Source organism: Haloarchaeobius amylolyticus, from assembly GCF_042678045.1.
Taxonomy (GTDB): Archaea; Halobacteriota; Halobacteria; order Halobacteriales; family Natrialbaceae; genus Natrinema; species Natrinema amylolyticus_A.
Genome location: NZ_JBHUDI010000005.1, coordinates 1 through 22,841 on the forward strand (window position 1 = coordinate 1; position 22,841 = coordinate 22,841).

The following is a 22,841-nucleotide window of genomic DNA, read 5'->3' on the forward strand; positions in this document are numbered from 1 at the left end:
ACGGAAGATAAGCTCGCCTACGTATCGGCAACTACTGGAGTGGGCGACCCTCTGGGAACGTCGATTCGCCGCCTCCACTCATACTATTTCACGCAGCGGTTGCTGTGTGGCCACCATTTTCATGTCGGAACTGGACGATACTCATTGTCGATACTATCCACATCAAAGTTCCACCACGATCGTCGTCACAGCAGATAGAGAATCACGAGCCGCTATCTCGAGCGGCACACGACAAACATTCACCGTCAAATCTCCACTGGCATGATCCGCGTTTAGCACGAGCAAATCGAGTGCGAGCTGCACGTGATGCTCGATGCAGGCGAGAGCCTGTTACAGGGATGGCGACACTATCAGTCGTTGAGATATTGTTGTTCCCACTGTCGACGTTCCTCGATTGCTTGCCGCCCGCGATCGCTGATCTCGTAGTAATTGGTCCGGCGATCGAGCTGTCCTTTCTCGACGAGCTCTTTGTTGACGAGCGTGTCGAGATTCGGATACAGTCGACCGTGATTAATCTCACTATTGTAGTATGTCTCGATCTCGTTCTTTACGTCTTGACCAGACGGCTGATCGGCCCCTGCGATCACATATAGCAGGTCCCGTTGAAACCCTGTCAGATCGTCCATTGTATATTCGAGTGGACGAACGGGAACCCGGCTATTTGTTATCGATTTCGTATCAACTGTTCCGCACACGTTTAGCGGAGCTAACTATAACAATCGTATCCATCACCCCTGTTTCAGCCAGTAACAATGTATTAAACCTACCCAGGTACTCTACATATTATCAGCATATTATAATGACGGGGTGGGAAGACTATATTCGGTGACAAACAGTCCACTTTCAACACACGAACGGCATCTCACCCGATCTGTGTGTCGTGACCTATAGTAACATGGTTTAGTGGTTACTATCACCGAACCATTGTACACTCGAGCGCACGACGGCCCGCGCCAGTGTATAATTTGTTTCAGTTGACACTATAGTAGTAACAACTCCTGACAGCGACCGCTGGCCGTCAAGTAGGATGCTGAAGAAAGATAGTCGACTGTGAAAACCCGTTACCGAACGTGAAAAGCCGTGTTACAGGCGGGTGACGTTGGTGGCGCGGGGGCCCTTGGGGGCCTGTTCGATGTCGAATTCGATGTCTGTGCCTTCTTCGAGGTCCGGACCGCCAACGTCTTCCATGTGGAAGAAAACGTCATCGTCCGCGTCGTCCGTCGAAATGAAACCGTAGCCGCCTGTGTCGTTGAAGAAATCAACGTTTCCTTTCGCCATTGCAATCCAAGAGAGTCCCCCGATACGTATAACAGTTATGTTATAGTCTATATGTCGAAACAAAAATAATGGCGACCTGTATCCAACGATCATGGGGAGAGTATCGAATGAACAGCGGATTCAACTGTTCTCACTCTTCAATACAATCGTCACTCGAGAAACGACTTATCGATCACCTGAGACGGCTCGGAACCCGTTATACTGCTGGAAGCGAGAAGTCGTTTGGAGACGAAAACCAGCGAGCAGAGGCCAGTTCAGTCGGTTCCGTCCGTGAACGAATCAAGTGATCGTTCAGAAACGGTCTCGAGTCGGTCACGAGTGATTCGAGCGGAACTCGGCCCGTCACTTGAGCCGGTCGTTGCCGAAACGCTTCGGAATGGCACCGCTTAGGTGGGCTCACTGGATAGCACCGGTATGACTCAGACACGGACCCAGAGAGCGCCGACGGTCGCGCAGGTGGCCCTGGTCGGACTCTTCGTCACGGCGCTCGTGACTGCGCAGGTGACCGCATCGAAGGTACTTGCGTTCGAACTTCCCGTATCATTACCAGTGACGGGTGCCCAACTCGCGTTGCCCGGAGCGGCACTCGCATATGCATTGACCTTCCTTGCCAGTGACTGCTACACTGAGCTATACGGCCGGCGCGCGGGGCAGATCGTCGTCAACGTGGGATTCGTCCTGAATTTCGTCGTCCTTGGGCTCGTCTGGTCGACGATCGCTGCGCCAGCGGCCGACCCGAACACTGCTGGACAGTTCGAGACGGTTCTCGGCGCGTCGACGAACATCGTCCTCGGGAGTCTGCTCGCATACATCGTCAGCCAGAACTGGGACGTGATAGTCTTCCACCGCATTCGAGAGTACACCGGTTCCGAGAAGCTCTGGCTTCGCAACATCGCCTCGACGGCGAGCAGCCAGGCGATCGATACCGTCATTTTCGTCTCGGTTGCGTTCGCTATCGCACCGGCGGTCCTCGGCGTCGGTACGGTGCTCCAGCCTGATATCGTGTTCTCGTTGATGGTAGGCCAATACCTGCTAAAATTCGTGATCGCCCTCCTCGATACGCCGGTCGTCTACGCGATCGTCTCGATCGTGCGCTCGCGCGAGGGGCTGGTCGCTGACGACGCTCACTCTGTTTGAATCGCTGGTTGTCGTGATTGCGGTGGATCGAACGGGGAGCGTTTAGTAGCTCCCTCGAGAGCCATACCTATGGACGAACGCGTACGCGAACATGCCGCGGTGCTGGTCGACTGGAGCGCTCGCGTCGAAGCGGGCGACGACGTCGTCCTGTCGGTCGGTCCGGACGCCCACGAGCTGGCGGTCGCCGTCGCAGAGGAACTCGGTACCCGTGGAGCGAACCTGCTCGCGACCTACAGTTCGGGCGAGATCACACGAGCGTATCTCCGTGCTCACGACGGCGACTTCGACGCGAATCCGACTCACGAACTCGCGTTACTCGAGCACGCGGACGTCTACCTCTCGCTGGGCGGCGGACGGAACACGAGTGCGACGGCCGACGTTCCCGGCGAGCAACGACGGGCGTACAACGATGCCAGACGTGAGATTCGCGAGGCGCGACTGGGTACCCGCTGGGTGTCGACGGTCCACCCGACACGATCGCTCGCCCAGCAGGCGGACATGGCCTACGAGGAATACCGGGGCTTCGCCTACGATGCGATCCTTCGGGACTGGGAGTCACTGGCCGAGGAGATGGCCCAACTCAAGACGCTCCTCGATGACGGCAGCGAGGTACGTCTCGTCTCGGCAGGTACCGATCTGACCATGGACATCGACGGACGCACGGCAGTCAACAGCGCTGCTTCGGTCGCGTACGATTCGCATAATTTGCCAAGCGGCGAGGTATTCACGGCACCCGTCGCGACCGAGGGGACGGTGACTTTCGACGTGCCGATGACGCTGCGGGGCGAGTCCGTCCGGAACGTCCGCCTCGAGTTCGCAGAGGGCGAGGTCGTCGACTACGATGCCGACCAGGGGGCGGCCGTGATCGGCGACATCCTCGAGACCGATGACGGCGCGCGCAGATTCGGCGAGCTCGGGATCGGGATGAACCGCGGGATCGATCGGTATACGGACAATATCCTCTTCGACGAAAAGATGGGCGACACCGTCCACCTCGCACTCGGCCGGGCCTACGACGCTTGCCTTCCAGAGGGCGAGTCCGGCAACGAGTCGGCGATCCACGTCGACCTGATCACCGATGTCAGCGAAGAGTCGCGGCTCGAGATCGACGGAACGGTCGTCCAGCGTAATGGCACGTTCCGATTCGAGTCGGGGTTCGACGGCTGAGCGATCGCGGGTTCGCCCAGCGTCGAAGACCACAATTGCGTGAGCGACCGATCACACGCGAGGAGCGGGCTTTCACTGGCGGTATGCGGTCGGATACGGACTGTGTACGAGACGACGATCGTCCGCTGCCGGATCGAAACGAGAGTATGCTCACCTCACTGACCGCCGTTTTCGTCACGCTCTCGAGTCTCGAGGCCCAATAACGACTATGCGCGATTACCTCCGGGCCGGCATCGCGATCTTCAACGACGGCTACTACCATGCTGCCCACGACGCCTGGGAGGACCGCTGGCTCGACCTCGAGGCCGGCAGCGACGATGAACGCCTGCTGCATGGCCTTATCCAGTACAGCGGTGCGGTGTTCCACGCCCGCGAGCACAACTGGGCGGGTGCTGTCGGACTGGCCGAGAGCGCTGGCGAGTATCTCGCGGCACTGCCCGCGACCTATCGCGAGGTCCAGCTCGGGCCCGTTCGGTCGTTCCTCGAGGAGGTCGCGGCCGATCCCGAACTCGTCGAGCGGAAGCCGCCAGTGAGACTCGAACACGAGGGGACGGCTCCGACGCTGTCGGACCTCGACGTCGGGCCGACGGCGATCGCGGCGGTCGTCCTCGCCGAGGAGTTCGGCTACGAGTTGGAGCCGATCGAGCAGGCACGAGCGTACGCGCGGCGGGATCTCGAGGCCGGCGCGGACGACAGTCAGTTCATCACGTTGTTGTTCGATTTCGTTCGCGAGGACGAGCATCGGGGGATCGTCTTCCAGCGGCTCACCGAACACGTCGGCCGGCGACAGGCTCGCGAGAACGACGTTGAAGGGCTGTTCTGATCGAGTCGACGAAAGCAGGTCGAGGGTCGACTCCGTTCAGGCGTCGGGCTCGAGGACTCGTTCCTCGCCGTCGTAGTGGGCAGAGTTGTCCTGTGGGTCGTAATCGAGGACCTCGCGGGCGCGCTCTATCGAGTAGTACTTGCGGTCGTTGTCGGAGATGCCGTAGACGATTTCGTAGTCGTAGTCGGCTTGAATACAGCGGTCGAACAGGTGTGCACAGTCCGGGTAGGAGAGCCACATCGCCTGTCCGCGCTCGTAATCGATCGGCGGGTGTCCTTCGGTGAGATTGCCGATGCGGACGCAGACGACTGAGAGGTCGTGTTCGTCGTGGTAGTAGCGTCCGAGGGTTTCGCCGGCAGCTTTCGAGACGCCATAGAGGTTGCTCGGCCGAGGGAGTTCGGTGCCATCCAGGCGATACTCGTCGTGGGTCCGATACATTTCGGGCGTACGCTCGTCGGTCTCGTAGTTGCCGACGGCGTGGTTCGACGAGGCGAACGCGACCTTCTCGACACCAGCATCGACGGCGGCCTCGAAGACCGTCTGGGTGCCGTCGATGTTGTTTGTCAGGACGCTGTTCCACGGCGCTTCCGGTCGCGGGTCGCCTGCGAGGTGGATCACGACATCGATGCCCTCCATTGCCTCTCGGACGGCCTCGTCGTCGGTAATATCTGCGACGACGAACTCACCCGGCTGATCGCCTGTCGGCGGATCGCGATCCAGCAACCGCCACTCGTAGTCGTCTGCGAGGCCGCCGAGGATGGCCGTTCCGACCCGCCCCGCAGCCCCCGTGAGCAGGACTGACTGTGCCATTCGTTCGGTGTGAGGGCCAGCGTCGATAAGTACCATGCGGTTCGACCCCAGCGCGGTCGATAGTGTCATACGCCCCTCGTCGGGAATCGGATAGCGTCGCTCGCATCGCAATCCCCTTCCCGACCGAACGCGAGAGCCTGCACATGCCTACAGACACAGCACCCACGGACGCGGAAGTCGCCTGCTTCGAGGCTGGCATCAAGTTCGGTTCGCTGTACCACCAGTTCGCCGGTACGCCCGTCTCACCGGACAGCGCCGCAAGCCTCGAGTCCGCAATGGAAGAATCGATCGAAAACCAGCCCCACTGCTCCGCGGTGACCGTCGACGTGCTGACCGACGAACTCGAGGCCGAACTCGCCGAGTCGACGGCCGAGTACACCGAACTCACCGGCCGCTTTCTCGAGGTCGAGATCGTCGTCGACTACGAGGGCTGTGAGATCGTCACCCGCATGGCAATGGAAGACGGCTATCCACTGATGCGCCTCGAGTCGGTCCGAGACGAGTGATCTGACTGACAGGGGTCCGTATCAGACGCTCGAGCGGTCGACTTTCTCGGGCGCTTCAAAGGCCGTCGCCAACTCGAGCAGTTGCACCAGAATCCGGCCGGTCGCGCCCCAGACGGTGTAACCGTCGACGTGAAAGTAGTGGATGACGATGTCGCCGTAGTAGGGGTGCGAACGGCGTTCGTATTCGTAGTTGTCGGGATCGAGCAGCCCTGACAGCGGGAGGACGACGATCTCGGCGACCTCGTTGTCGTCGCGGACGTACTCGCGGTCAGGGACGTGAGCGACGAAGGGCGTGACGGCGTACTCCGTGACCGTCCGAATGTCGTCGAGTTGGCCGACGACCTCGGCCTCGCTGGGATCGAGGCCGATCTCCTCGTTTGCCTCCCGGAGTGCAGTCTCGAGGATCGTTTCGTCTTCCGGTTCGGCCCCGCCACCGGGAAAACTCATCTGGCCGGGGTGCTCGCCGAGGTGGTCGGCCCGCCGGGTAAACAGCAGGTGATCCTCGCCGTCGCGGTCGACGATCGGTGCGAGGACGGCCGCGTCGTACTCCTGGTCGTCGATCTCGGTGGGATCGTACGCCGCGACCGGCTCGAGGCTGAGTCGGGTCGTCATTCCTCGAGTGCGTCCTCCAGTCGCTGCCGTTCGTCCGCGAGATCGATCGGGGCCCACGCTTCGAGATCGTAGCTGATGTCGAGTAGGGTCCGCAGTCGGTCCGTCTCGTCGGCCGTGACGGCCTCGGCGACGGCGTCGGTGAACCGCTCGCGGGTCGCCTCGCCCAGTGCCTCGCGATCGGGGTGTCGGCGGTCGACGTCGAGAATGTGTGGGACGTCTTCGGCGTGGTCCGGGACCGTCGGGAACGCCGTCGGTCCGGGGACCAGTAGCGCCTCGCTGTTTGCGGTCGTCGTCCCATCGCCCTCGTTGGCTGGGTCGTATCGAACGAGCGCGAACGACTCGAGGGCCTCGTCGATCGTCGCCTCGAGGGCCGCGTCGTCGACGGCCTGCCCGTCGGCGCGGTAGGCAGCCTCGGCGAGCGCCCGCTCGAGCTCCGGGCGGGTCAACCCGCCGAAGAGGTCGACCACGCCGGCCAGTTCGTCGGCGGTCGCGTCCATACCCGGTCCAACGGCGGGTGATGGGATTAGTCTTGTGAGCGCCAGCCGATGCGCTGGTCCCGCCACGGTTGGGCCGCCACAAGTACGTCGGCCGGCTCGAACGGCGCGTCGGTCCACCGTGGCAGACGCGTGTCAGGACCCGGTGGCGTGATCGACTCGGCGTACTTCGCCACCTGCCCCCGTTCGTTCGCGGGGTCGTACTCGAGTCCGTTGAACGCTGCGTCGGCGCGGTACTGATCGATGAGCGCCCCGCCGGCGCTCCGATAGCGCTCGGGGAGTGTCTCGTAGTCGGGGATAGCGCCGTGATCTTCGAGCACACACAGGAGCGCGGCGGCCACCTCGCGGCTCATACCTTCGAGCCCGCTTTCGCCGGCGACCGCGCGGTGATCGTGTTCGTGGCGGCCCAAGTCGACCTGTGCCGTCCCGTCGAAGCCGGCGAGGTCGTATGCGTCGCCGAGCGTCCCGACCTCGAGCCCCCACGTCCGGGGCGTCTGCAGCCGGCGAGCGAGATCAGCGGTCGCGGCGAATTCGCCGGCCAGCGCGTACCGAAACGCCCCGAGATAGTCGACGATGGGGGCATCGTGGGCGTCCGCGAGCGCTCGAAGCAGCGGTTCGTAGAACAGTCGAAAGAGCCGTCCGTAGAGCCGGCCACCTTCGACGCGGGCATAGTAGCCCTTCGCGAAGTCGAAATCCATCGTTAGCGGTGCGAGCAGGCGATGGACGTGTGCGCCCTCGTAGCTGCGGGCATCGGCGTCGTGGACGACGACGGTGTCGGCGGCCGCGGCGGCAGGTCCGAGCGCGAGCCAGACGTCTCGGCCTTTCCCCCGGTCACCGGCCAGGCCTGCCTCGGCGAGTAACGTATCCACGCCGGGTGCGTTACACCAGAGGACCTGTGTCGGCAGCGAAAACGTGGTGAGCCAGTCTCGAAACGGCCCAATCTGCGCTTGCGCGGCGCGGACGGGAACGAAGACCGCCGCCGGCGCGGGCTCGAGTCCCTCGAGTTCCTCGAGGACGCGTTCGGCGGCAGGGCTCTCGTACTCGCGGGCGGTCATCGGAACGACGACGGCCGTCTCGGCGACCGCGGCGGCAGCATCACGGGCGAGGTTGCTGCCGCTGCCGCTGCCCTCCCCGAACGCGTGGAGCGTCGCGATCAGCTCCTGACGGTACTCCATCGATGGGTTGTTCGCGCGGACCGGTAAAACGGCCACGACTCCGGCCAGATAGACGGCTCGAAGAGCGTGTGTGGCTCCGATCGCGTCCCACGGCTCGTCGCCGTCGGTCGACTCGAGACCGGAAAAAGCACCGGTCTTTTTCTACCCGTCCTGCTTACAGTCCACATATGAAATCAGTCAGGAAGGCACTTCGTGAGGGCGACCTCGAGAAAGACACCTACGATCGGCTCGTCTGTGGCGACTGCGAGAAGCCGCTCAAAACCGAAAACGACCCGAACGAGATCAAGACGGTCCGCATCTGTCCTGACTGTGCGTCCGAGTGGAAGGAGATCCGGTAATATTCACGAGGGCTATCGCTCGCCGGCCAGCGCCGAAAACAGCCGTTCTTCGAACTCTTCGTGGCTGATCCCATCGGAAGGGCCGATCCCGTTCATGTGATCGACCGAGAGCTGGCCACCGCCCATCCGCGCGTGACCGCCCGCACTGGCCATTGGAATGTCGCTGATGGCGTGGCGCAGTGTCTCTCCCATGTGAACCCGATCGTCGCGTGACCGGCCGGAGAGATGTAACGTCCCGTCGTGTTCGCCGTAGACGACGACCGCCGTGACGCCCTCGAGGTGCATGAGCTCGTCCGCGGCCTGTGGGATCGCGTCGACGTTACTGATCTCGCCGACGTCACAGACGGCGAAGGGTCCTTCGACTCGCTTTTCGGTGATCGCCGTCGCCTTGACCTGTAACACGTCGTCGCTGACCTGCGGATTGGCGATCCGATCGAGGAGGTCCTCGTCGATCGCCGGGAACAGAGCCGCAGCGGCGTCGAACTCCGCCCGTGAGCAGCCGTTCGTCAGGTGATTCGTATCGGATTGAATCCCGTAGAGCAGCCCCGTTGCGAGCTCCGGCGACACCGTGACCTCGCTCGAGTCGGTCGTCTCGGTTATCGACGCGCCGATCTCGTTCAGGTACTCGACGAAGATCGTCGACGCCGCACCGTACCCTGTTCGAACGTCGGTGAACTTCGTGCCGGTCCCGTTCCCAGGGTGGTGATCGACGACAGCGACCGGCTCGATGGACTGTGCCCCGCTAAAGCCCCGCGGCGTGTTGTGATCGACCAGTACCACCGCGTCCGACGCGAGCTGTGAGGTCGTCTCGATGGGCTCGAGATCGAGCCCGAGGACGGTCCGGAACGCACGGTTCTCCTGGTGGCGGATTTCGCCTGCGTACTGTAGCGTCGTCGCCGTGTCGACCGACTCGGCGATCCGGTCGACGCCCATCGCACACGACATGGCGTCGGGATCGGGATTAGGGTGCATCAATACGGTCACTTCGTCGTAGTCGGCCAGCATGCGCTGGAACCGGACCCCAGGCGGTCGTCGAAACCACCGAATCACCCACCAGAGAGCGAGGACGAGCGCGACGACGATGAGAACGAGCAACGACAGCACGAGCGGCTCGAGCGAGCGGATCGAGTCACCGACTGACTCGGATACCAGCGGTGTCGCCCCGACGAACGGTGTGGCTGTCGGGGCGGTCCCAACGCTCATATCGGCATGTCAAATCGAACCACCAAGAGTGTTCCCCCGATTTCTCCGCGCTCGGCGGTTAGCGGTCAGCGGTGGCGTCGGTCCGATAGCGCTCGATCGCGTCGTGATACCCCTCGCGGAAGGTGGGATAGGCGAGCTCGTAGCCCAGGGCTCGCAGTTTCTCGTTCGAACAGCGCTTGCTCGTCAAGATCCGTCGCCGGGCGGCGTCCGAGAGATCGTCGTCCGCGAGCCGCTCGGCTTTCGTCTGCTTTGGCGGCTGCGCGACGCCACACTCCTCGGCCAGCCAGTCCGCGAAGTCCCACTTCGCGGCGGGCTCGTCGTCGACCACCTGCACGACCTCGCCACGTGCATCGTCCCCACAGAGCAGGTAGCGGACCGCACCGGCAGCGTCGTCCCGGTGGACCATGTTCAGATAGCCTGCCGTCACCGGCCCCTCGAGATAGCGCTTCAGCCGGTACCGGCCGGGACCGTAGAGTCCGGCAAAGCGGGCGACGGTTCCCTCGAACCCGTACTCGGGGGGTTCTTCGAGCGCGATCCGTTCGGCCTCGGCGAGCACTGCCGTCTTGTCGGTCGTGGGCTCGAGTGGCGTCGTCTCGTCGACCCAGTCGCCGTCGTGGTCGCCGTGGACGCCCGTCGAGGAGGTGTAGACGAGCCGGTCGGGCGCGTGCTCGCGCTCGCCGAAGCTCTCGACCGCCGTTTGCAACCCCTCGACGTACACCTCGCGGGCGGCCTCGGCACCTCGGCCGCCGCTGCTGGCGGCGAAGACGATCGCGTCGACGTCCGGGACGGCCGTCAGCGCCTCGCGATCGGTCACGTCCGCCTGGACGGCCTCGAAGCCAGCGTCTTCGATCCGTGCAACGCCTTCGTCCGATCGGCGCACGCCGATCGGGTCGTGGTCTCGTGCCGCGAGCTGTCGGCCCAGTTCGAGGCCGACGTACCCACAGCCGAGAATGGCAACGCGCATACGCAACCTCGTGGCCGGGTCGGCATAGGTTCACCGCTCGCGGCCGGACGCAGCGCGCAGACGGATCGTCTCACTCGACGGTGATCTCGAGCGCGTGCGGGCGCCACGCGTTCTCGGCGTAGCCGCCCTCGTTCCACGGGTAGTCGTCGCCGTCTTCGTCCGGCCCGGCGATCCGTGCCGGCTGGTGGCGGTCGCGTTCGTCGGTCGCGCGCGAGGCGAGCGTGTACGTGCCGGGCGAGGGCTCCCAGGCGTAGCGAAACAGCCGCCACGCACAGTCGTAGTTCGGTCCGAAGAACATCGCATCCTGCCAGCTGTCGCCGCCGTCGGTCGAGACTTCGACCCCCGTCACCTCGTCGTCGCCGGCCCAGGCGACGCCGACGACCTCGAGTGTGCCGTCCGCGTCCGGGGAGACGGTCGCGCCGTCATCTGGGTGGCCGATCGTGGATTTGACGTTCTCGTCGAAGGTGTAGGGGTGGTCGATCTCGTCGGACTCGAGCTGGTCCCAGGTGTCGAACGTCGAGACCGTCGCGTTCGAGTCGGGTTCGACGCCCTCGGGGTGGATGCGATAGGACGACTGCTGCCACTGGGTGAAGTCCTCGCCGCCGCGGTCGGCCCACTCCGGTCCGTGGACCATCGTCTCCCCGACGTGCAACTCGGTGAGCCACTTGACGCTGTTGACGCCGTACCAGCCGGGGACAAGCAACCGAACCGGATGGCCGTGCTCGGGGGGCAACGGCTCGCCGTTTACCTCGTAGGCGAGGATACAGTCCTCGAGGACCTTGGTCATCGGGATCGAGCGAGCGAACCGGTCGTTCTCGTCCTCGACTTCGGGGAGATCGTCGCCGACCGCGGTGAGCCACATCCCCTCGTCGGTCGTCGCGCCGTGGTCGGCCAGGATCGACGTCAGCGGTGTGCCGGTCCAGATCGCGGTGCTGACGGCACCGTACTCCCACTGCACGCTGCCCGTTTCGGGGTCGAAGTAGCCGCGGCCGTTACCCGCACACTCCATCGTGTGTGCGACCGCGACCGTCGGGTAGTCCTCGCGGAGGTCGTCCATCCCCAGCGTGCCCTCCCGGGCGACCGCGCCGGCGAGGTCGACCTCCCAGTCGGCGGCCTCGGGATCGAGCGTCTCGTTGCGGTGACAGACGTAGTGCTCTTCGATCGGCGTCAGCCAGTTCGCGTACGTCTCCCGATCGGCGGCACCCACGACCCGATATCGGTCCTCGAGATCGGTGACGGCTTCGGTGCCGGGTTTGCGCTCGAGAATCGCGTTGGTTTCCCGTTGCCGATTCTCGCTGCGCTCCGAGTTCGACATACGGGCCACACGTCACCGAGTGGGATAAACAACGGGGCGTGGCAACACTCCTCGAGATAGTGGGTGGCGCGCTCTGCTGTGAACTCGGCCGTGTTTACGGCGCACCGTCCGCGATCACGTACTGGACGTGGACGAACTCGTCGAACGACATCGGCGCTCGACCCTCGATCTTCTGTTGAATCTCCTTCGCATCGAGGTCGAGGTCGATGTAGCTCTCGAGTGCCTCGACGTCGAGGACCGCCGTCGACATCCCCAACAGGAGATGCTCGAGGGCTATCGTCACGATCGTCTCCGGGTCCGGTTCGCCGTCGGCGAGTGCCTGAATCTCGGCGGCTTCCTCGAGCGTCAGATCGGGCGAGTCGCCGGCGACGAGCGCCTCGAGCGTGTCTTCGTCGAGGTCGGTGTCGGCCGCGACGGCCGCAGGGCCGTGCTGGTCGACGATCGTTGCGAGGTCGTCCTCGTACTCGGCCCGTAATTCGGCGGGCGAGTCGGGAACGGTCATCCGCTGTTCGTAGAACATATCCGAACGGACGGGGATACAGCAGAAAGGTATTGTGACCTCTGGCGGTCTTGCGCGAGACCGCGGTTCGATCCCACCGACCTCGACGAGCATATCAATTCACCGGAACGTTAAACAGGACGCTCGCGCATGGGTGTGGTATGAAAGTTGCCCTGATCGGAGTCGGTCAGGCCGGTGGGAAGATCACCGAACGGCTCGCCCGGTTCGATGCGGACATGGGATTTGGAGCCGTTCAGGGTGCGCTTGCGATCAACACCGCCGAGCCGGACCTCCAGTCGCTCGAGTTCGTCGACACGCAACTGATCGGTGCCGACCGCGTCAACGGCCACGGCGTCGGCGGCGACAACGAACTCGGCACCGAAGTCATGCAGTCGGACATCCAGCAGGTACTCGGCTCGCTCGACGGCCGTGTCACCTCGAGCGCCGAGGCGATCTTCGTGGTCGCCGGCCTCGGCGGCGGCACCGGCAGCGGCGGCGCACCCGTGCTCGTCCACCATCTCCAGCAGGTCTACGACGTCCCGGTCTACGCGCTCGGCGTCCTGCCAGGGCGCAACGAAGGGGCGCTCTATCAGGCCAACGCCGGCCGCTCGTTGAAAACGCTGCTGCGGGAAGCCGACGCAACGTTGCTGATCGACAACGACGCCTGGCACGAACAGGGCGAAAGCGTCGAAGGGGCCTTCGAGACGATCAACGACCGGATCGCACGGCGGGTCGGTCTGCTGTTTGCCGCCGGCGAGGCCGTCGAAGGGGTCGGCGAGAGTGTCGTCGACTCGAGCGAAGTCATCAACACGCTGCGTGCGGGCGGCGTCGCGGCACTCGGCTACGCGACCGAAGTCGCGAGCGAGGACAGCGCCGAGAACATCAGAACAGCGATGAGCGTCTCCCGGCAAGCACTGCTGACGGGGACGAGCCTGCCCGATGCGACGACTGCGGAGGCGGCACTGCTCGTCATCGCGGGCCAGCCCGATGCGATCCCGCGAAAGGGTGTCGAGAAGGCCCGTCACTGGCTCGAAGACGAGACCGGCAGCATGCAGGTCCGCGGCGGCGACTTTCCGCTGGACAGCGATCGTCTCGGCGCGCTGGTCTTGCTCGGCGGTGCAGAACGGTCCGACCGGATCGAGGCGTTCATGGACCGTGCCCGGGAAGCAACACAGGCTCAGGAGACGAAATCGGAAGACCACGCGGAGATGTTCGCCGACGACCGACTCGAGAATCTCTTCTAGAGCTGCACCGCTCGAGTACCGTACGGATTCGCGACGAGGAGTGTCGATCGACTCCCCCGTAACCGGTTTTATTTATAAGCCGCTCACAGGCCGTGGTATGGCCCAACATGGGCGAACGAAGCCCCTGCTAACGGTTTTCAGGGGGTATCCGACCGGTACATTTAAATTATAGGCGACAGTACTGTCTGTCACCAGAACGCCACCGGGGCGCGTATCGCTCGACGATCGATGACAGGAAATCTTATTCACCGAGGTTTCGCAGATCGTGAGCAGTCGCTCCGTCCAGTCAACCGATATCCAGTGAGTTACTCGCCGAGCCGTCGGCGAACTCACTCGGCCGTTCGACTGGCTCCCCGGTGCGGGTATGGCACAGAGGTTTGACTAACATGGTAGACGAATCGAAAAACATCGAACTGACAGAGGACGACCTAGAAAACAAATCGAAAGGACAGCTCATCAAAATGGCCGGTCAACTGCGAGACCGGCGAAACGACCTGAATCAGATGGCGTCCGAGCGCGCATCCAAGCGCGACGACCTGAACGCCAAGACGCGTGAGAAGGTCGACGAGGCCCAGGAACACCGCGAAAAGCGGGACGAGCTCAACGAGCAGGTCCAGGAACACAAAGAAAAGCGCAACGAGCTCAACGCGGAAGCCAACGAGCTGTTCGACAAAGTCGAGCAGCTCAAGTCGGACATGGAGCTCGACGAGGGCAAGGATCTCGAGGAGCTCGAAGAGGAGATCGAGCAACTCGAGTTCAAACAGCAGACCGAGGTTCTCTCGAGCGAAGACGAGAAAGAGCTCATCGAGAAGATCGAGTCCAAGCGCGAGGAGTACGAAGAGCGCAAGCAGAAGCTCGACCAGAACGAGGATCTCGAGGAGCTCGTCGAGGAAGCTGAAGAAGTCCGATCGGAAGCCTCCCAGCACCACCAGAAGGTGACGGAGCTGGCGGACAAGGCCCAGGAACATCACAACCAGATGATCGAGGCCTACCGCGAGGCCGACGACATCCGTGACGAGGCCGACGAGATGCACGAGAAGTTCGTCGAGGCCCAGGAGGCCGCCGACCGTCACCACGAGGACTTCGTCCGCGTCCAGAAGCGCCTGCGCGAACTGGACAAGAAAGAGGAAGAAGAGCGCAAGTCCGAGCGCGACAAGAAGAAAGAGGAGGCCAAAGAAGAGGCCGAAGAGATCTATCAGAAGTTCAAGGAAGGCGAGACCCTCGACACCGAGGACCTGATGAAGCTCCAGAAGACGGGGCTGCTCTAGGTCGATCCCGTCTACCGCGATTTTCTCCCGATATTCGGGGTTTGAGCGCGGGTGCGTAGCTGTTTTCGTCGGTACTGACAAGCTGTCTCCGACAGCCGAGTCGCCGGCCGTCCGGTGCCATTCGACGCATCGACTGGTGGCCGACGCCAGCCGCAGAGTGACTCCGCCGGACACATCGATGGCTACGGTCGAGCCGACGCTGTAGTGGGTGCTTACGCCGACAGGGCTGGCGGTCGAACCGACGACCCCCACGGTTGCCCCTATGATCGGCGTCGCTGTGAGTCGGGACGGACGTGAATGACCGAACGGAGTCGACGCTCGAGCAGCGGTAGTCACTTCCTACGACTGCGTGGCCGTAGTGAATGCCGTGTAGACCGCGATGGGATTCTGTATCGAATCTATAACAATAGAACGGGATCACCAGCCATGGCTCATGCAACGACACAGGGACGACGCGGGCGTGGTCGTGCCGGGGATCGACGCGCCGAGCACCGTCGCGTGTCTCCGCTCGCTTCGGCCACGCGGCGTCCGCACGATTGTTGGCTCGGAGTCGCGCTCGACGCCGGCGGCCACGTCTGCCTATCGCGACGAGTTCGTCGGACTACCGGACCCGGCGGCGGATCTCTCTGCGTACGGCGATGCCTTGCTTTCGCTGGCCGAGCGGCCCGATATCGAGACGATCATCCCCGTCCGCGAGGAGGACATCTACGTGCTCGCCGACCGCAAGGACGCGTTTGCAGACGTGATCGCGACCCCGTGGCCGGACTTCGAGACGCTCCGACGCGTTCAGGACCGCGTCGAACTCTTCGCAGCCGCCGACACGGCCGGGGTCGGTGCTCCTGAGACTGCGCTCCTCGACCAGTGGGACGACTGGGATCGAGAGACGATCGTCAAACCACGGTACACCGTTGCAGCCCCTGCCTATCTCGGCGCACGATTCGACGATGCGGAGATCGGCTCGACGGAATACCAGCGACCGGGCACACGGCCGGACCCGGAGGCCGAACTCGAGCGACGTGGTCACGTCCCGCTCGTCCAGGAGCGGATCCCCGACTCGCGGGAGTTCGGCTTTTTCGCACTCTACGAGCACGGCGATCCGGTCGCGACCTTCCAGCACTGCCAGCGCCGCGGTTGGAAGTACTGCGGCGGCCCCAGTGCCTACCGCGAGTCGGTCCACATTCCCGAACTCGAGGCCGCCGGCCGGGCGCTGCTCGACGAACTCGAGTGGCACGGACTCGCGATGGTCGAGTTCCTGCGCGATCCCGCCGACGGCGAGTTCAAGCTGATGGAGATCAATCCGCGCTTTTGGTCGTCGTTGCCGTTTTCGGTCCGCGTCGGTGCGGATTTCCCCTACTACTACTGGCAGCAGGCGATCGACGAGCCGATCACGTCGGAGCCGACTTACGAGGTCGGAGTGGGCGGCCACCTCCTGCGGGGGGAACTCAGTTATCTCCACAGCGTCGCGACCGAGGAGTACCCCCTCGTCGAGCGACCGTCGCTCGGTGCGGCTGCCCGCGAGGTCGCGACGTCGCTGGTGTCGCATCCGCGATTCGATTACGCGGTTCCCGACGATCCGGTGCCGTTCTTCCAGGACGGCGTCAACCTCGTGCGAGCGTGGCTCGGCGGGCGGTCCGACAGCGGCGTGCCGGATCAAACCGATACCAGTCTCGAGCCCACGTCGACCGAGGACGGCGTCGAACCGACGGAGACGAAGCCGGGGACGGACGAGGAGTCGACGCGATCGGCTCAGACCGACGGCGGCCAGCCGTCTGATTCGTAGCCGATCTCCTGCCCGCGCTCTGCTAATCGCCAACCCTTAACGGGAACCGCACCCAGCTATCGGTATATGACTCGAGGTGACTGCTGTGGTCAGTAGTGAGGGTATCGGTCGACTCGCGGTCGTCGTCGGTGGCGGCCTCGCGTTCGCGATCATCGGCGTCGCCCTGTTCGTTCTCTTTCCGGAGACGCTGACCGAGTTGCTGGGTGTGATACTCGCGCTCGCCGTCGCGCTCGTCGGCGTCCGGCTCGCGGGCAACGCTGCCGGCTCGCTGTTTCCGGACTACGACGTCGCCGAGGTCGCCGTCGAGGGACCGATCAGCCGTGACGGCGGAGGTGGCCCGCTGCCGACGACGCCGGGTGCGACGCCGGCCGACGATATCGTCGAGCAGATCGACCGCGCGAACGACGACGACAACGTCCAGGCGCTGTTGTTGAAGCTGAACACCCCCGGTGGCGAGGTCGTCCCGAGCGATGATATCCGCCTCGCGGCCCAGCGCTTCGACGGCCCGACAGTGGCCTACGCGACCGACGTCTGTGCCAGTGGCGGCTACTGGATCGCCAGTGGCTGTGACGAACTCTGGGCTCGCGAGGGCTCGATCGTCGGCTCGATCGGCGTCATCGGCTCGCGGATCAACGCCAGCGATCTCGCCGAGAAGGTCGGCCTCTCCTACGAACGGTTCGCCGCCGGCGAGTACAAAGACGCCGGCACGGCGCTCAAGGAGATGGACGACGACGAACGCGAGTACCTTCAGGGGTTGATCGACGACTACTACGATACCTTCGTCGAGCGGGTCAGCGACGGCCGCGACCTGGAACCGGAGTTCGTCCGCGACACCGAGGCCCGGATCTACCTCGGTGAGGAGGCGTACGACATGGAACTCGTCGATCATCTGGGCACCCGTCGAGAGATCGAGGACGAACTGGCCGACCGACTCGACACTGACGAGGTGACCGTCGAGGAGTTCGAGCCCGAGCGGCCGTTGATGGCCCGCGTCGGCACAGGAGCCCAGCGCGTCGCGTATGCCTTCGGCGCCGGTCTCGCCGGCCTCGGCGACGGACGTGGGTTCCGGCTGCGCAGCTAACTGCGGGTGGGCACGCTCGAGGCGGCTGTCAGGGTGTGATCCCGCAACAGTGGGGCTCGAACGAGTAAGTGGTTTTATCGTTGCACGGAATGCATCGCCTACCGTGACAACGCTGGTCGTCTGCCTCGACCGGACTGACGACGTGGGCCGCAAGACCGGGCTTCGCTCGCCCGTCGTCGGCTGGGAGGCAGTCCGTGCGCTCGTGACCGACGTCGGCCTCGCGGATCCGGAGGATTCGGGCGTCAATACCTTGCTCGAGTCCCTGCGGGTTGCCCAGAACTTGCGCGACGAGAACGAGGAGGTCGTCGTCGCGGTCGTCTCGGGAGACCACGACTCGATGGTGTCGGCGGATCGGGCGGTCGCCGCGCAACTCGACGACCTCATCGCCGACTACGATCCGGAGTCGGCGGTCGTGGTGACTGACAGCGCCGAAGACGAGCGGCTGATCCCGATCGTCGAGAGCCGTGTCCGGGTCGACTCGGTCGATCGAGTCGTCGTCCGACAGGCCCGGGACATCGAATCGACGTACTACCTGCTCAAACAGTTCCTCGCCGACGAGGAACTCCGTCAGACCGTTCTCGTCCCGATCGGGCTGACGATGCTCGTCTTTCCGCTCCTTGCGACCACTGTCGGTCCCGCGGAGGGCGCTGCGGCGATCACGACCGTCATCGGCCTCTTCTTGCTCTACAAGGGGTTCAATATCGACGAACTGCTGGCCCGATTCGCCCATCAGACGCGGGAATCGTTGTACTCCGGTCAGGTGTCGGTCGTCACCTACGTCGTCGCGGCCGGACTGACCTTCGTCGGGCTGTTTATGGGGGCGCTTGGCGTCTCGAACCTCGGTACCACGCCCGGTGTGGTGCTTCCAGCGACGCGGTTCGCTTTCGATAGCGTCCCCTGGCTGGCGATGGCCGCGTTGACCGCCAGTGCCGGCCGGCTGCTCGACGAGGTGATCGGTGAGGATCCGGTCCGGCGGTCGTTCCTCAACCTGCCGTTTATCGTCGTCGCCGTCGGGCTAGTGATTCGTGGCTTCTCCGCGTACTTCCTCGAGCAACAGGGCGTGATCGAGCCGGTCGTCGTTCCGGCGGCTGAACTCGGCATCCTCTCGAACGAACGGTTCGTGATGGTGGCCGGCGAACGGCTCGCGCTGTTCGTCGTCTCGGCGATCGTCGTCAGCCTCGTCGGCGCGCGGGTGGCATCGTCGCTGAGCGATGCGACTGACGACCGGACCGATGCCGATGGCGGGGCCGATGCGGCGACCGGTCCTGCTGCCGAGCCGTTCGCGGGACAGGCGGATCCCGAACGCACTGACGGCGGTGCGACCGCCGATCCCGATTCGTCCCGCGACCGGGAGCGAGATCGGTAACCCGGCTCGGACTCGGTATCCCTTTACCCGTCCTCGCCGATTACAGACTATGAGCGACGCAGACGGTGCGTGGGTGAGTCTCTTCTCGGGTGGCAAGGACTCCGCGTGGGCGCTGTATCGGGCCCTCGAGCGTGGTTTGCCGGTCGAACGGCTCGTCACCGTCCACCCTGCAGGCGACTCGTATATGTATCACGTCCCTGCAACCGAACTGGCCGCGCTGGCGGCTGAAAGCATCGGCATCGAACTCGTCGACGTCGAACCCGACGACTTCGGAGCCGACGCGGCGACCGACTCGAGCGCACAGGGCGATGACGAACTCGAGCCCCTCGAAGCAGCCCTCGAGGAACTCGATCGCGAACTTCCGGGCGGCATCGTCGGCGTCACGGCCGGGGCCGTCGAGAGCGAGTACCAGACGAACCGCATTCAGGGGATGTGCGACCGACTGGACTGTGACCTGTTCGCCCCGCTGTGGCAGGAAGACCCCCGTGAGCTTGCCGACGCGATGCTCGAGGCGGGCTTCGAAATCGTGATCATTCAGGTCGCAGCCCACGGCCTCGACGAGTCGTGGCTCGGCCGAACGCTCGACCGGGAGGCACTCGAAGAACTCGAGGCGCTCAACGAAGAGTACGGCGTCCACATTCTGGGTGAGGGTGGCGAATTCGAGACGCTGGTCGTGAACGGGCCGCACATGGATCGGCGGATCGACCTCGAGTACGAGACGGAGTGGGATGGGACGCGCGGGCGGTTGCGGATCACGGACGCGCAGTTGGAATAAACGATTGTCTACCGTCTACCACGAGTGAACCGCGTGAACGAGCGGCATTCCTCGTGAACGAGGGCTCAGAAGAGCGCAACTCTTCCGGTGTTTTTGGTCCAGATTTTTGCGCCGAGTGGTCACCGCGGGTGACCCGAGGCGGAAAAAGGTGGTTCTGAGACGCTGGTCGTGGACGGGCCGCACATGGATCGACGGATCGACCTCGAGTATGAGACTGAGTGGGACGGGACGCGCAGGCGGTTGCGGATCACGGACGCGCAGGTGGAGTAGCGGAGCGGAGTCGAGCCCCGTTAGGTACCGATCCGGTAGCGGTTCTCGAACGGGACGCGTTCGTGCCAGGCGAGCAGCACGTGGAGCGCGATCGCAACGGCGAACAGCCCGAAATTCCAGACCGGCGAATTGTAGTAGATCACGTCGATGATCACCGGTTTCGCGTACAGCGGCCAGAACGGCTCGAGCGGGGCGGCGATGTCGGGGGCAGAGAGGAGGTCCGCGAAGATGTGACTGGTTCCGCCGAGGACCAATCCGACGGTTGCAAAGACCAAGACGGTCTCGTCCGAGATCGTGGTGCTTCGAATCAGGCGGTTGGCGTTGAACCAGCCGGTGAGCCACTTCGCGGCACCCGCACCGACGAGGACGCTTATCACCGACACGAACAGCAGAGTGTGGGTGATGCCGTGGTGGGTAATCGGGAGGACGTGCTGAAGGACGAGATCGGTGTCCGGGAGCATCGCGGTTACCAGCGCGAATCCGGTAAATCCCAGTGCACCCCGCTGGTCCCAGACGAGCCACGCCGGAGCAGCAAACAGCAGTGCCATTCCGAAGTGGCCAGTGACGTCGACCATGCGGTGTCTATCGGAGCCGCCGGACGAGCCGGAGGAACACCGACACTGCTGTCCCGAGGCCGGGAATGCGAGACGAGAGCGCGGCCGCGCCCAGCAACAGGAGACCGCTCTTTGGTCGCCCACGCCGAAATGCCAGCGCGCTGTCGATCAGCGTCGAGACGATGCTCAGTTTATTCGCTGTCTGCGAGTTAACGGTCGTCATCGTCCATCGGGATTGGCACGTCACGGCTAAGTACGACACCGCTGCAACAGCAGGCTCGTAAGCCCCCGTCCGCACTGACGAAAATAGTTGCTCACGTCGCTTGCGACCCACGTCTCGACAAACCTCGAGCAAAACCGCTCGCCCGATCCGTCCGCCCACGGGCCGTGTGCCCGGTTACGGCACTAATCGTGCTTGAACGAGCGCTGTCCCGTAAACGCCATCGCCATGTCGTGTTCGTCTGCAGCCTCGATCACGTCCTCGTCGTTGACCGAGCCGCCGGGCTGAACGACTGCCTCGATACCCGCCTTTGCGGCTTCCTCGATGCCGTCCGGGAACGGGAAGAACGCGTCCGAGGCCATGACCGCACCCTCGGCGTCTTTGCCTTCCGCATGCTCGTCGGCTTTCATCGCTGCCAGCCGGACCGCGTCGACGCGGGAGACCTGTCCCATTCCGACGCCGACCGTCTCGGTGCCGTCTGCGAAGAGGATCCCGTTCGATTTCACGTGCTTGAGCGTCTGCCACGCGAAGACCATCGACTCGAGTTCCGCCTCGGTCGGCTCGCGCTCGGTGACGACCTCGAGGTCGTCGACCGAGATCGACTGCAGGTCCCGTTCCTGGACCAGTCGACCGCCGACGAGATCTTTTTCGGTGAAGCGCTCGGTCTGCTCGCCGAGCTCGCCGACGTCGAGGACGCGGAGGTTGTCTTTCTCGCAGAGGGTCTCGAGCGCGTCGTCGGTGTAGCCGGGGGCGACGACGACTTCTTTGAACGAGTCGATGATCTGTTCGGCCGTTTCGGCATCGCACTCGCGATTGAGCGCGACGATGCCGCCGAAGGCGCTCATCGGGTCCGTCGAGAGGGCTTTCTCGTAGGCCTCGGCCAGCGAGTCGGCGGTTGCACAGCCTGCGGGGTTGGTGTGTTTGATGACCGCCGCCGCGGGCTCGTCGAACTCCTTGATTAGGTTGAGCGCACCGTCGGCGTCGTTGTAGTTGTTGTAGGACAGCCCCTTCGCGCCCTCGTTCAGCTGGTCGGCGTGGACGACGCTCGCCTCGTCGCAGGTATAGTCGGCGTAGACGGCGGCGTCCTGGTGGGGGTTCTCGCCGTAGCGCAGCGTGTCCGCGCGGTCGTCGGAGACCAGCCGCCGGGCGGGCAGCCCATCGTGATCCTCACTGTCAGTACTCGCCACGTCGGCGTCGACCGTGACCTCACCGGCCTCGAGATCGATCTCGAGTGCGTCTTCGGCGACCCACTTCACGGCGCGGGGATACGCGCGGAACTCGCCCTCGTAGAGGACGCGCTCTTTCAGGGTGTCCTCGTCGTCGCCCTCGTAGACGGGGATCGGCTCCTGGGTGACGATCGGACCCATATCGACCTCGTCCTCGAGTACCTCGCCGTCCTCGTCGGTCGCGTCGGTGACGACGTGGACCGTACAGCCGGTCACCGACACGCCAGCCTCGAGCGCGTCGCCCCAGGCGTCCATGCCGGGGAACGACGGCAGCAAGGCGGGGTGGACGTTCAGCGTCGTGGGTGCCTCGGAGAGGAACGTATCCGAGAGGATCCGCATGTAGCCGTCCAGACAGACGAGGTCGAACTCGTAGTCCTCGAGTGCCTCGAGCACGGCCTCCTCGTGCTCGCGGCGGCTCATCCCGTCCTCGAGTGGGACGACTTCGGTGGGAATCCCGCGTTCGGCTGCGGCCTCGAGCACCGGTGCGTCCTCGGTGTTCGTCAGAATTACGGCGAACTCGGCGCCGCCCGGCTTGCGGTCGGCGATGTTCAACAGGTTGCGCCCTCGGTTGCCGGCCATCCCGGCGATTCGCGTCATGATCGAACCCGCGCTCGCAAGCGGGAAAGTGGTTGCGGTCTCGAGCGCCAACATATACATATACGTGTATCATTCCGACTGTATTTCGCCACCGATCGGCAGAGGTATGCACGCTCGTGGGACCGGACGGCCACGGGTT

General features: G+C 64.0%; 24 protein-coding genes and 1 pseudogene. 12 read left to right on the forward strand and 13 right to left on the reverse strand.

The genetic code is table 11. The annotated features are described in order from the left end of the window. Nucleotides 1-350: 350 nt before the first annotated feature. The gene (locus tag ACFR99_RS08750; protein ID WP_390286407.1) at nucleotides 351-626 is read right to left on the reverse strand and encodes a PadR family transcriptional regulator; all 276 of its coding nucleotides are present in this window, start codon (nucleotides 624-626) and stop codon (nucleotides 351-353) included. A 457-nt stretch (nucleotides 627-1,083) separates the two neighbouring features. Next, on the reverse strand, nucleotides 1,084-1,278 hold the full coding sequence (locus tag ACFR99_RS08755) for a cold-shock protein (RefSeq protein ID WP_006087767.1): 195 nt from the start codon (nucleotides 1,276-1,278) through the stop codon (nucleotides 1,084-1,086). A gap of 414 nt (nucleotides 1,279-1,692) precedes the next feature. Here ACFR99_RS08755 and ACFR99_RS08760 point away from each other — a divergent pair, with 414 nt between their 5' ends. The 3 genes from ACFR99_RS08760 (at nucleotide 1,693) to ACFR99_RS08770 (ending at nucleotide 4,405) form a co-directional block, all read left to right on the forward strand. Next, complete coding sequence (locus tag ACFR99_RS08760; protein WP_390286409.1) at nucleotides 1,693-2,415, forward strand: queuosine precursor transporter; 723 nt, start codon at nucleotides 1,693-1,695, stop codon at nucleotides 2,413-2,415. A 69-nt stretch (nucleotides 2,416-2,484) separates the two neighbouring features. Next, nucleotides 2,485-3,582: an aminopeptidase gene (locus ACFR99_RS08765; RefSeq protein ID WP_390286411.1), complete on the forward strand. Its 1,098-nt coding sequence runs from the start codon at nucleotides 2,485-2,487 to the stop codon at nucleotides 3,580-3,582. A gap of 208 nt (nucleotides 3,583-3,790) precedes the next feature. Continuing rightward, the gene (locus ACFR99_RS08770) at nucleotides 3,791-4,405 is read left to right on the forward strand and encodes a DUF309 domain-containing protein (protein WP_390286413.1); all 615 of its coding nucleotides are present in this window, start codon (nucleotides 3,791-3,793) and stop codon (nucleotides 4,403-4,405) included. A gap of 36 nt (nucleotides 4,406-4,441) precedes the next feature. On the opposite strand, the gene azf is transcribed toward ACFR99_RS08770, so the two are convergent. Beyond that, nucleotides 4,442-5,215 (reverse strand): NAD-dependent glucose-6-phosphate dehydrogenase Azf, encoded by a 774-nt coding sequence (azf, locus tag ACFR99_RS08775; RefSeq protein ID WP_390287343.1) that lies wholly within the window; start codon nucleotides 5,213-5,215, stop codon nucleotides 4,442-4,444. Nucleotides 5,216-5,358: 143 nt separating this feature from the next. Between azf and ACFR99_RS08780 the strand changes: the two genes are divergently transcribed. Next, a complete protein-coding gene (locus ACFR99_RS08780; protein WP_390286415.1) occupies nucleotides 5,359-5,721 on the forward strand; it encodes a dihydroneopterin aldolase family protein in 363 nt (120 codons plus the stop codon). 21 nt (nucleotides 5,722-5,742) lie between these two features. Here the strand turns inward: ACFR99_RS08780 and ACFR99_RS08785 are convergent, their stop codons facing one another. From ACFR99_RS08785 to ACFR99_RS08795, 3 genes are read right to left on the reverse strand one after another with little or no spacing between them, the layout of a single operon-like run. After that, nucleotides 5,743-6,333, reverse strand: a complete 591-nt coding sequence (locus tag ACFR99_RS08785; RefSeq protein ID WP_390286417.1) for an NUDIX hydrolase — start codon at nucleotides 6,331-6,333, stop codon at nucleotides 5,743-5,745. Next, nucleotides 6,330-6,830, reverse strand: a complete 501-nt coding sequence (locus ACFR99_RS08790; RefSeq protein ID WP_390286419.1) for a DUF7109 family protein — start codon at nucleotides 6,828-6,830, stop codon at nucleotides 6,330-6,332. The genes ACFR99_RS08785 and ACFR99_RS08790 overlap by 4 nt, the downstream gene beginning before the upstream one ends. A 26-nt stretch (nucleotides 6,831-6,856) precedes the next feature. Beyond that, nucleotides 6,857-8,002, reverse strand: a complete 1,146-nt coding sequence (locus ACFR99_RS08795) for a glycosyltransferase family protein (RefSeq protein ID WP_390286421.1) — start codon at nucleotides 8,000-8,002, stop codon at nucleotides 6,857-6,859. Nucleotides 8,003-8,169: 167 nt separating this feature from the next. On the opposite strand from ACFR99_RS08795, the gene ACFR99_RS08800 reads away from it, so the two are divergent. Further along, nucleotides 8,170-8,340 (forward strand): HVO_0758 family zinc finger protein, encoded by a 171-nt coding sequence (locus tag ACFR99_RS08800; protein WP_390286423.1) that lies wholly within the window; start codon nucleotides 8,170-8,172, stop codon nucleotides 8,338-8,340. A 12-nt stretch (nucleotides 8,341-8,352) separates the two neighbouring features. Here the strand turns inward: ACFR99_RS08800 and ACFR99_RS08805 are convergent, their stop codons facing one another. The 4 genes from ACFR99_RS08805 to ACFR99_RS08820 form a co-directional block, all read right to left on the reverse strand. Further along, on the reverse strand, nucleotides 8,353-9,543 hold the full coding sequence (locus ACFR99_RS08805) for a DHH family phosphoesterase (protein ID WP_390286425.1): 1,191 nt from the start codon (nucleotides 9,541-9,543) through the stop codon (nucleotides 8,353-8,355). Nucleotides 9,544-9,601: 58 nt separating this feature from the next. Then, the gene (locus tag ACFR99_RS08810; protein WP_390286427.1) at nucleotides 9,602-10,507 is read right to left on the reverse strand and encodes an SDR family oxidoreductase; all 906 of its coding nucleotides are present in this window, start codon (nucleotides 10,505-10,507) and stop codon (nucleotides 9,602-9,604) included. 70 nt (nucleotides 10,508-10,577) lie between these two features. Next, nucleotides 10,578-11,822, reverse strand: a complete 1,245-nt coding sequence (locus tag ACFR99_RS08815) for a sulfite oxidase (protein ID WP_390286429.1) — start codon at nucleotides 11,820-11,822, stop codon at nucleotides 10,578-10,580. 94 nt (nucleotides 11,823-11,916) lie between these two features. After that, the gene (locus ACFR99_RS08820) at nucleotides 11,917-12,342 is read right to left on the reverse strand and encodes a DUF5791 family protein (protein WP_390286431.1); all 426 of its coding nucleotides are present in this window, start codon (nucleotides 12,340-12,342) and stop codon (nucleotides 11,917-11,919) included. Between the two features lie 140 nt (nucleotides 12,343-12,482). Between ACFR99_RS08820 and ACFR99_RS08825 the strand changes: the two genes are divergently transcribed. From ACFR99_RS08825 to ACFR99_RS08855, 7 genes and pseudogenes are all read left to right on the forward strand, one after another. Continuing rightward, a complete protein-coding gene (locus ACFR99_RS08825; RefSeq protein WP_390286433.1) occupies nucleotides 12,483-13,565 on the forward strand; it encodes a tubulin/FtsZ family protein in 1,083 nt (360 codons plus the stop codon). Nucleotides 13,566-13,951: 386 nt separating this feature from the next. After that, the gene (locus ACFR99_RS08830) at nucleotides 13,952-14,833 is read left to right on the forward strand and encodes a coiled-coil protein (RefSeq protein WP_390286435.1); all 882 of its coding nucleotides are present in this window, start codon (nucleotides 13,952-13,954) and stop codon (nucleotides 14,831-14,833) included. A gap of 433 nt (nucleotides 14,834-15,266) precedes the next feature. Then, nucleotides 15,267-16,613 carry a carboxylate--amine ligase gene (locus tag ACFR99_RS08835; protein ID WP_390286437.1) on the forward strand — a complete coding sequence of 449 codons (1,347 nt, stop codon included), beginning with the start codon at nucleotides 15,267-15,269 and terminating at the stop codon, nucleotides 16,611-16,613. Nucleotides 16,614-16,698: 85 nt separating this feature from the next. Continuing rightward, the gene (gene sppA / locus ACFR99_RS08840; RefSeq protein WP_390286439.1) at nucleotides 16,699-17,694 is read left to right on the forward strand and encodes a signal peptide peptidase SppA; all 996 of its coding nucleotides are present in this window, start codon (nucleotides 16,699-16,701) and stop codon (nucleotides 17,692-17,694) included. Between the two features lie 103 nt (nucleotides 17,695-17,797). Then, nucleotides 17,798-19,060, forward strand: coding sequence for a DUF373 family protein (locus ACFR99_RS08845; RefSeq protein WP_390286441.1), 1,263 nt, complete (start codon nucleotides 17,798-17,800; stop codon nucleotides 19,058-19,060). 49 nt (nucleotides 19,061-19,109) lie between these two features. After that, complete coding sequence (locus ACFR99_RS08850; RefSeq protein ID WP_390286443.1) at nucleotides 19,110-19,835, forward strand: diphthine--ammonia ligase; 726 nt, start codon at nucleotides 19,110-19,112, stop codon at nucleotides 19,833-19,835. A 141-nt stretch (nucleotides 19,836-19,976) separates the two neighbouring features. After that, a pseudogene (locus tag ACFR99_RS08855) lies at nucleotides 19,977-20,105 on the forward strand (diphthine--ammonia ligase); the annotation flags it as partial. 20 nt (nucleotides 20,106-20,125) lie between these two features. Here the strand turns inward: ACFR99_RS08855 and ACFR99_RS08860 are convergent. From ACFR99_RS08860 to purH, 3 genes are all read right to left on the reverse strand, one after another. Then, a complete protein-coding gene (locus ACFR99_RS08860) occupies nucleotides 20,126-20,680 on the reverse strand; it encodes a metal-dependent hydrolase (protein WP_390286445.1) in 555 nt (184 codons plus the stop codon). A 7-nt stretch (nucleotides 20,681-20,687) separates the two neighbouring features. Then, on the reverse strand, nucleotides 20,688-20,882 hold the full coding sequence (locus ACFR99_RS08865) for a hypothetical protein (protein ID WP_390286447.1): 195 nt from the start codon (nucleotides 20,880-20,882) through the stop codon (nucleotides 20,688-20,690). Nucleotides 20,883-21,064: 182 nt separating this feature from the next. Next, complete coding sequence (gene purH / locus ACFR99_RS08870) at nucleotides 21,065-22,702, reverse strand: bifunctional phosphoribosylaminoimidazolecarboxamide formyltransferase/IMP cyclohydrolase (protein WP_390286449.1); 1,638 nt, start codon at nucleotides 22,700-22,702, stop codon at nucleotides 21,065-21,067. Nucleotides 22,703-22,841: the final 139 nt, after the last annotated feature.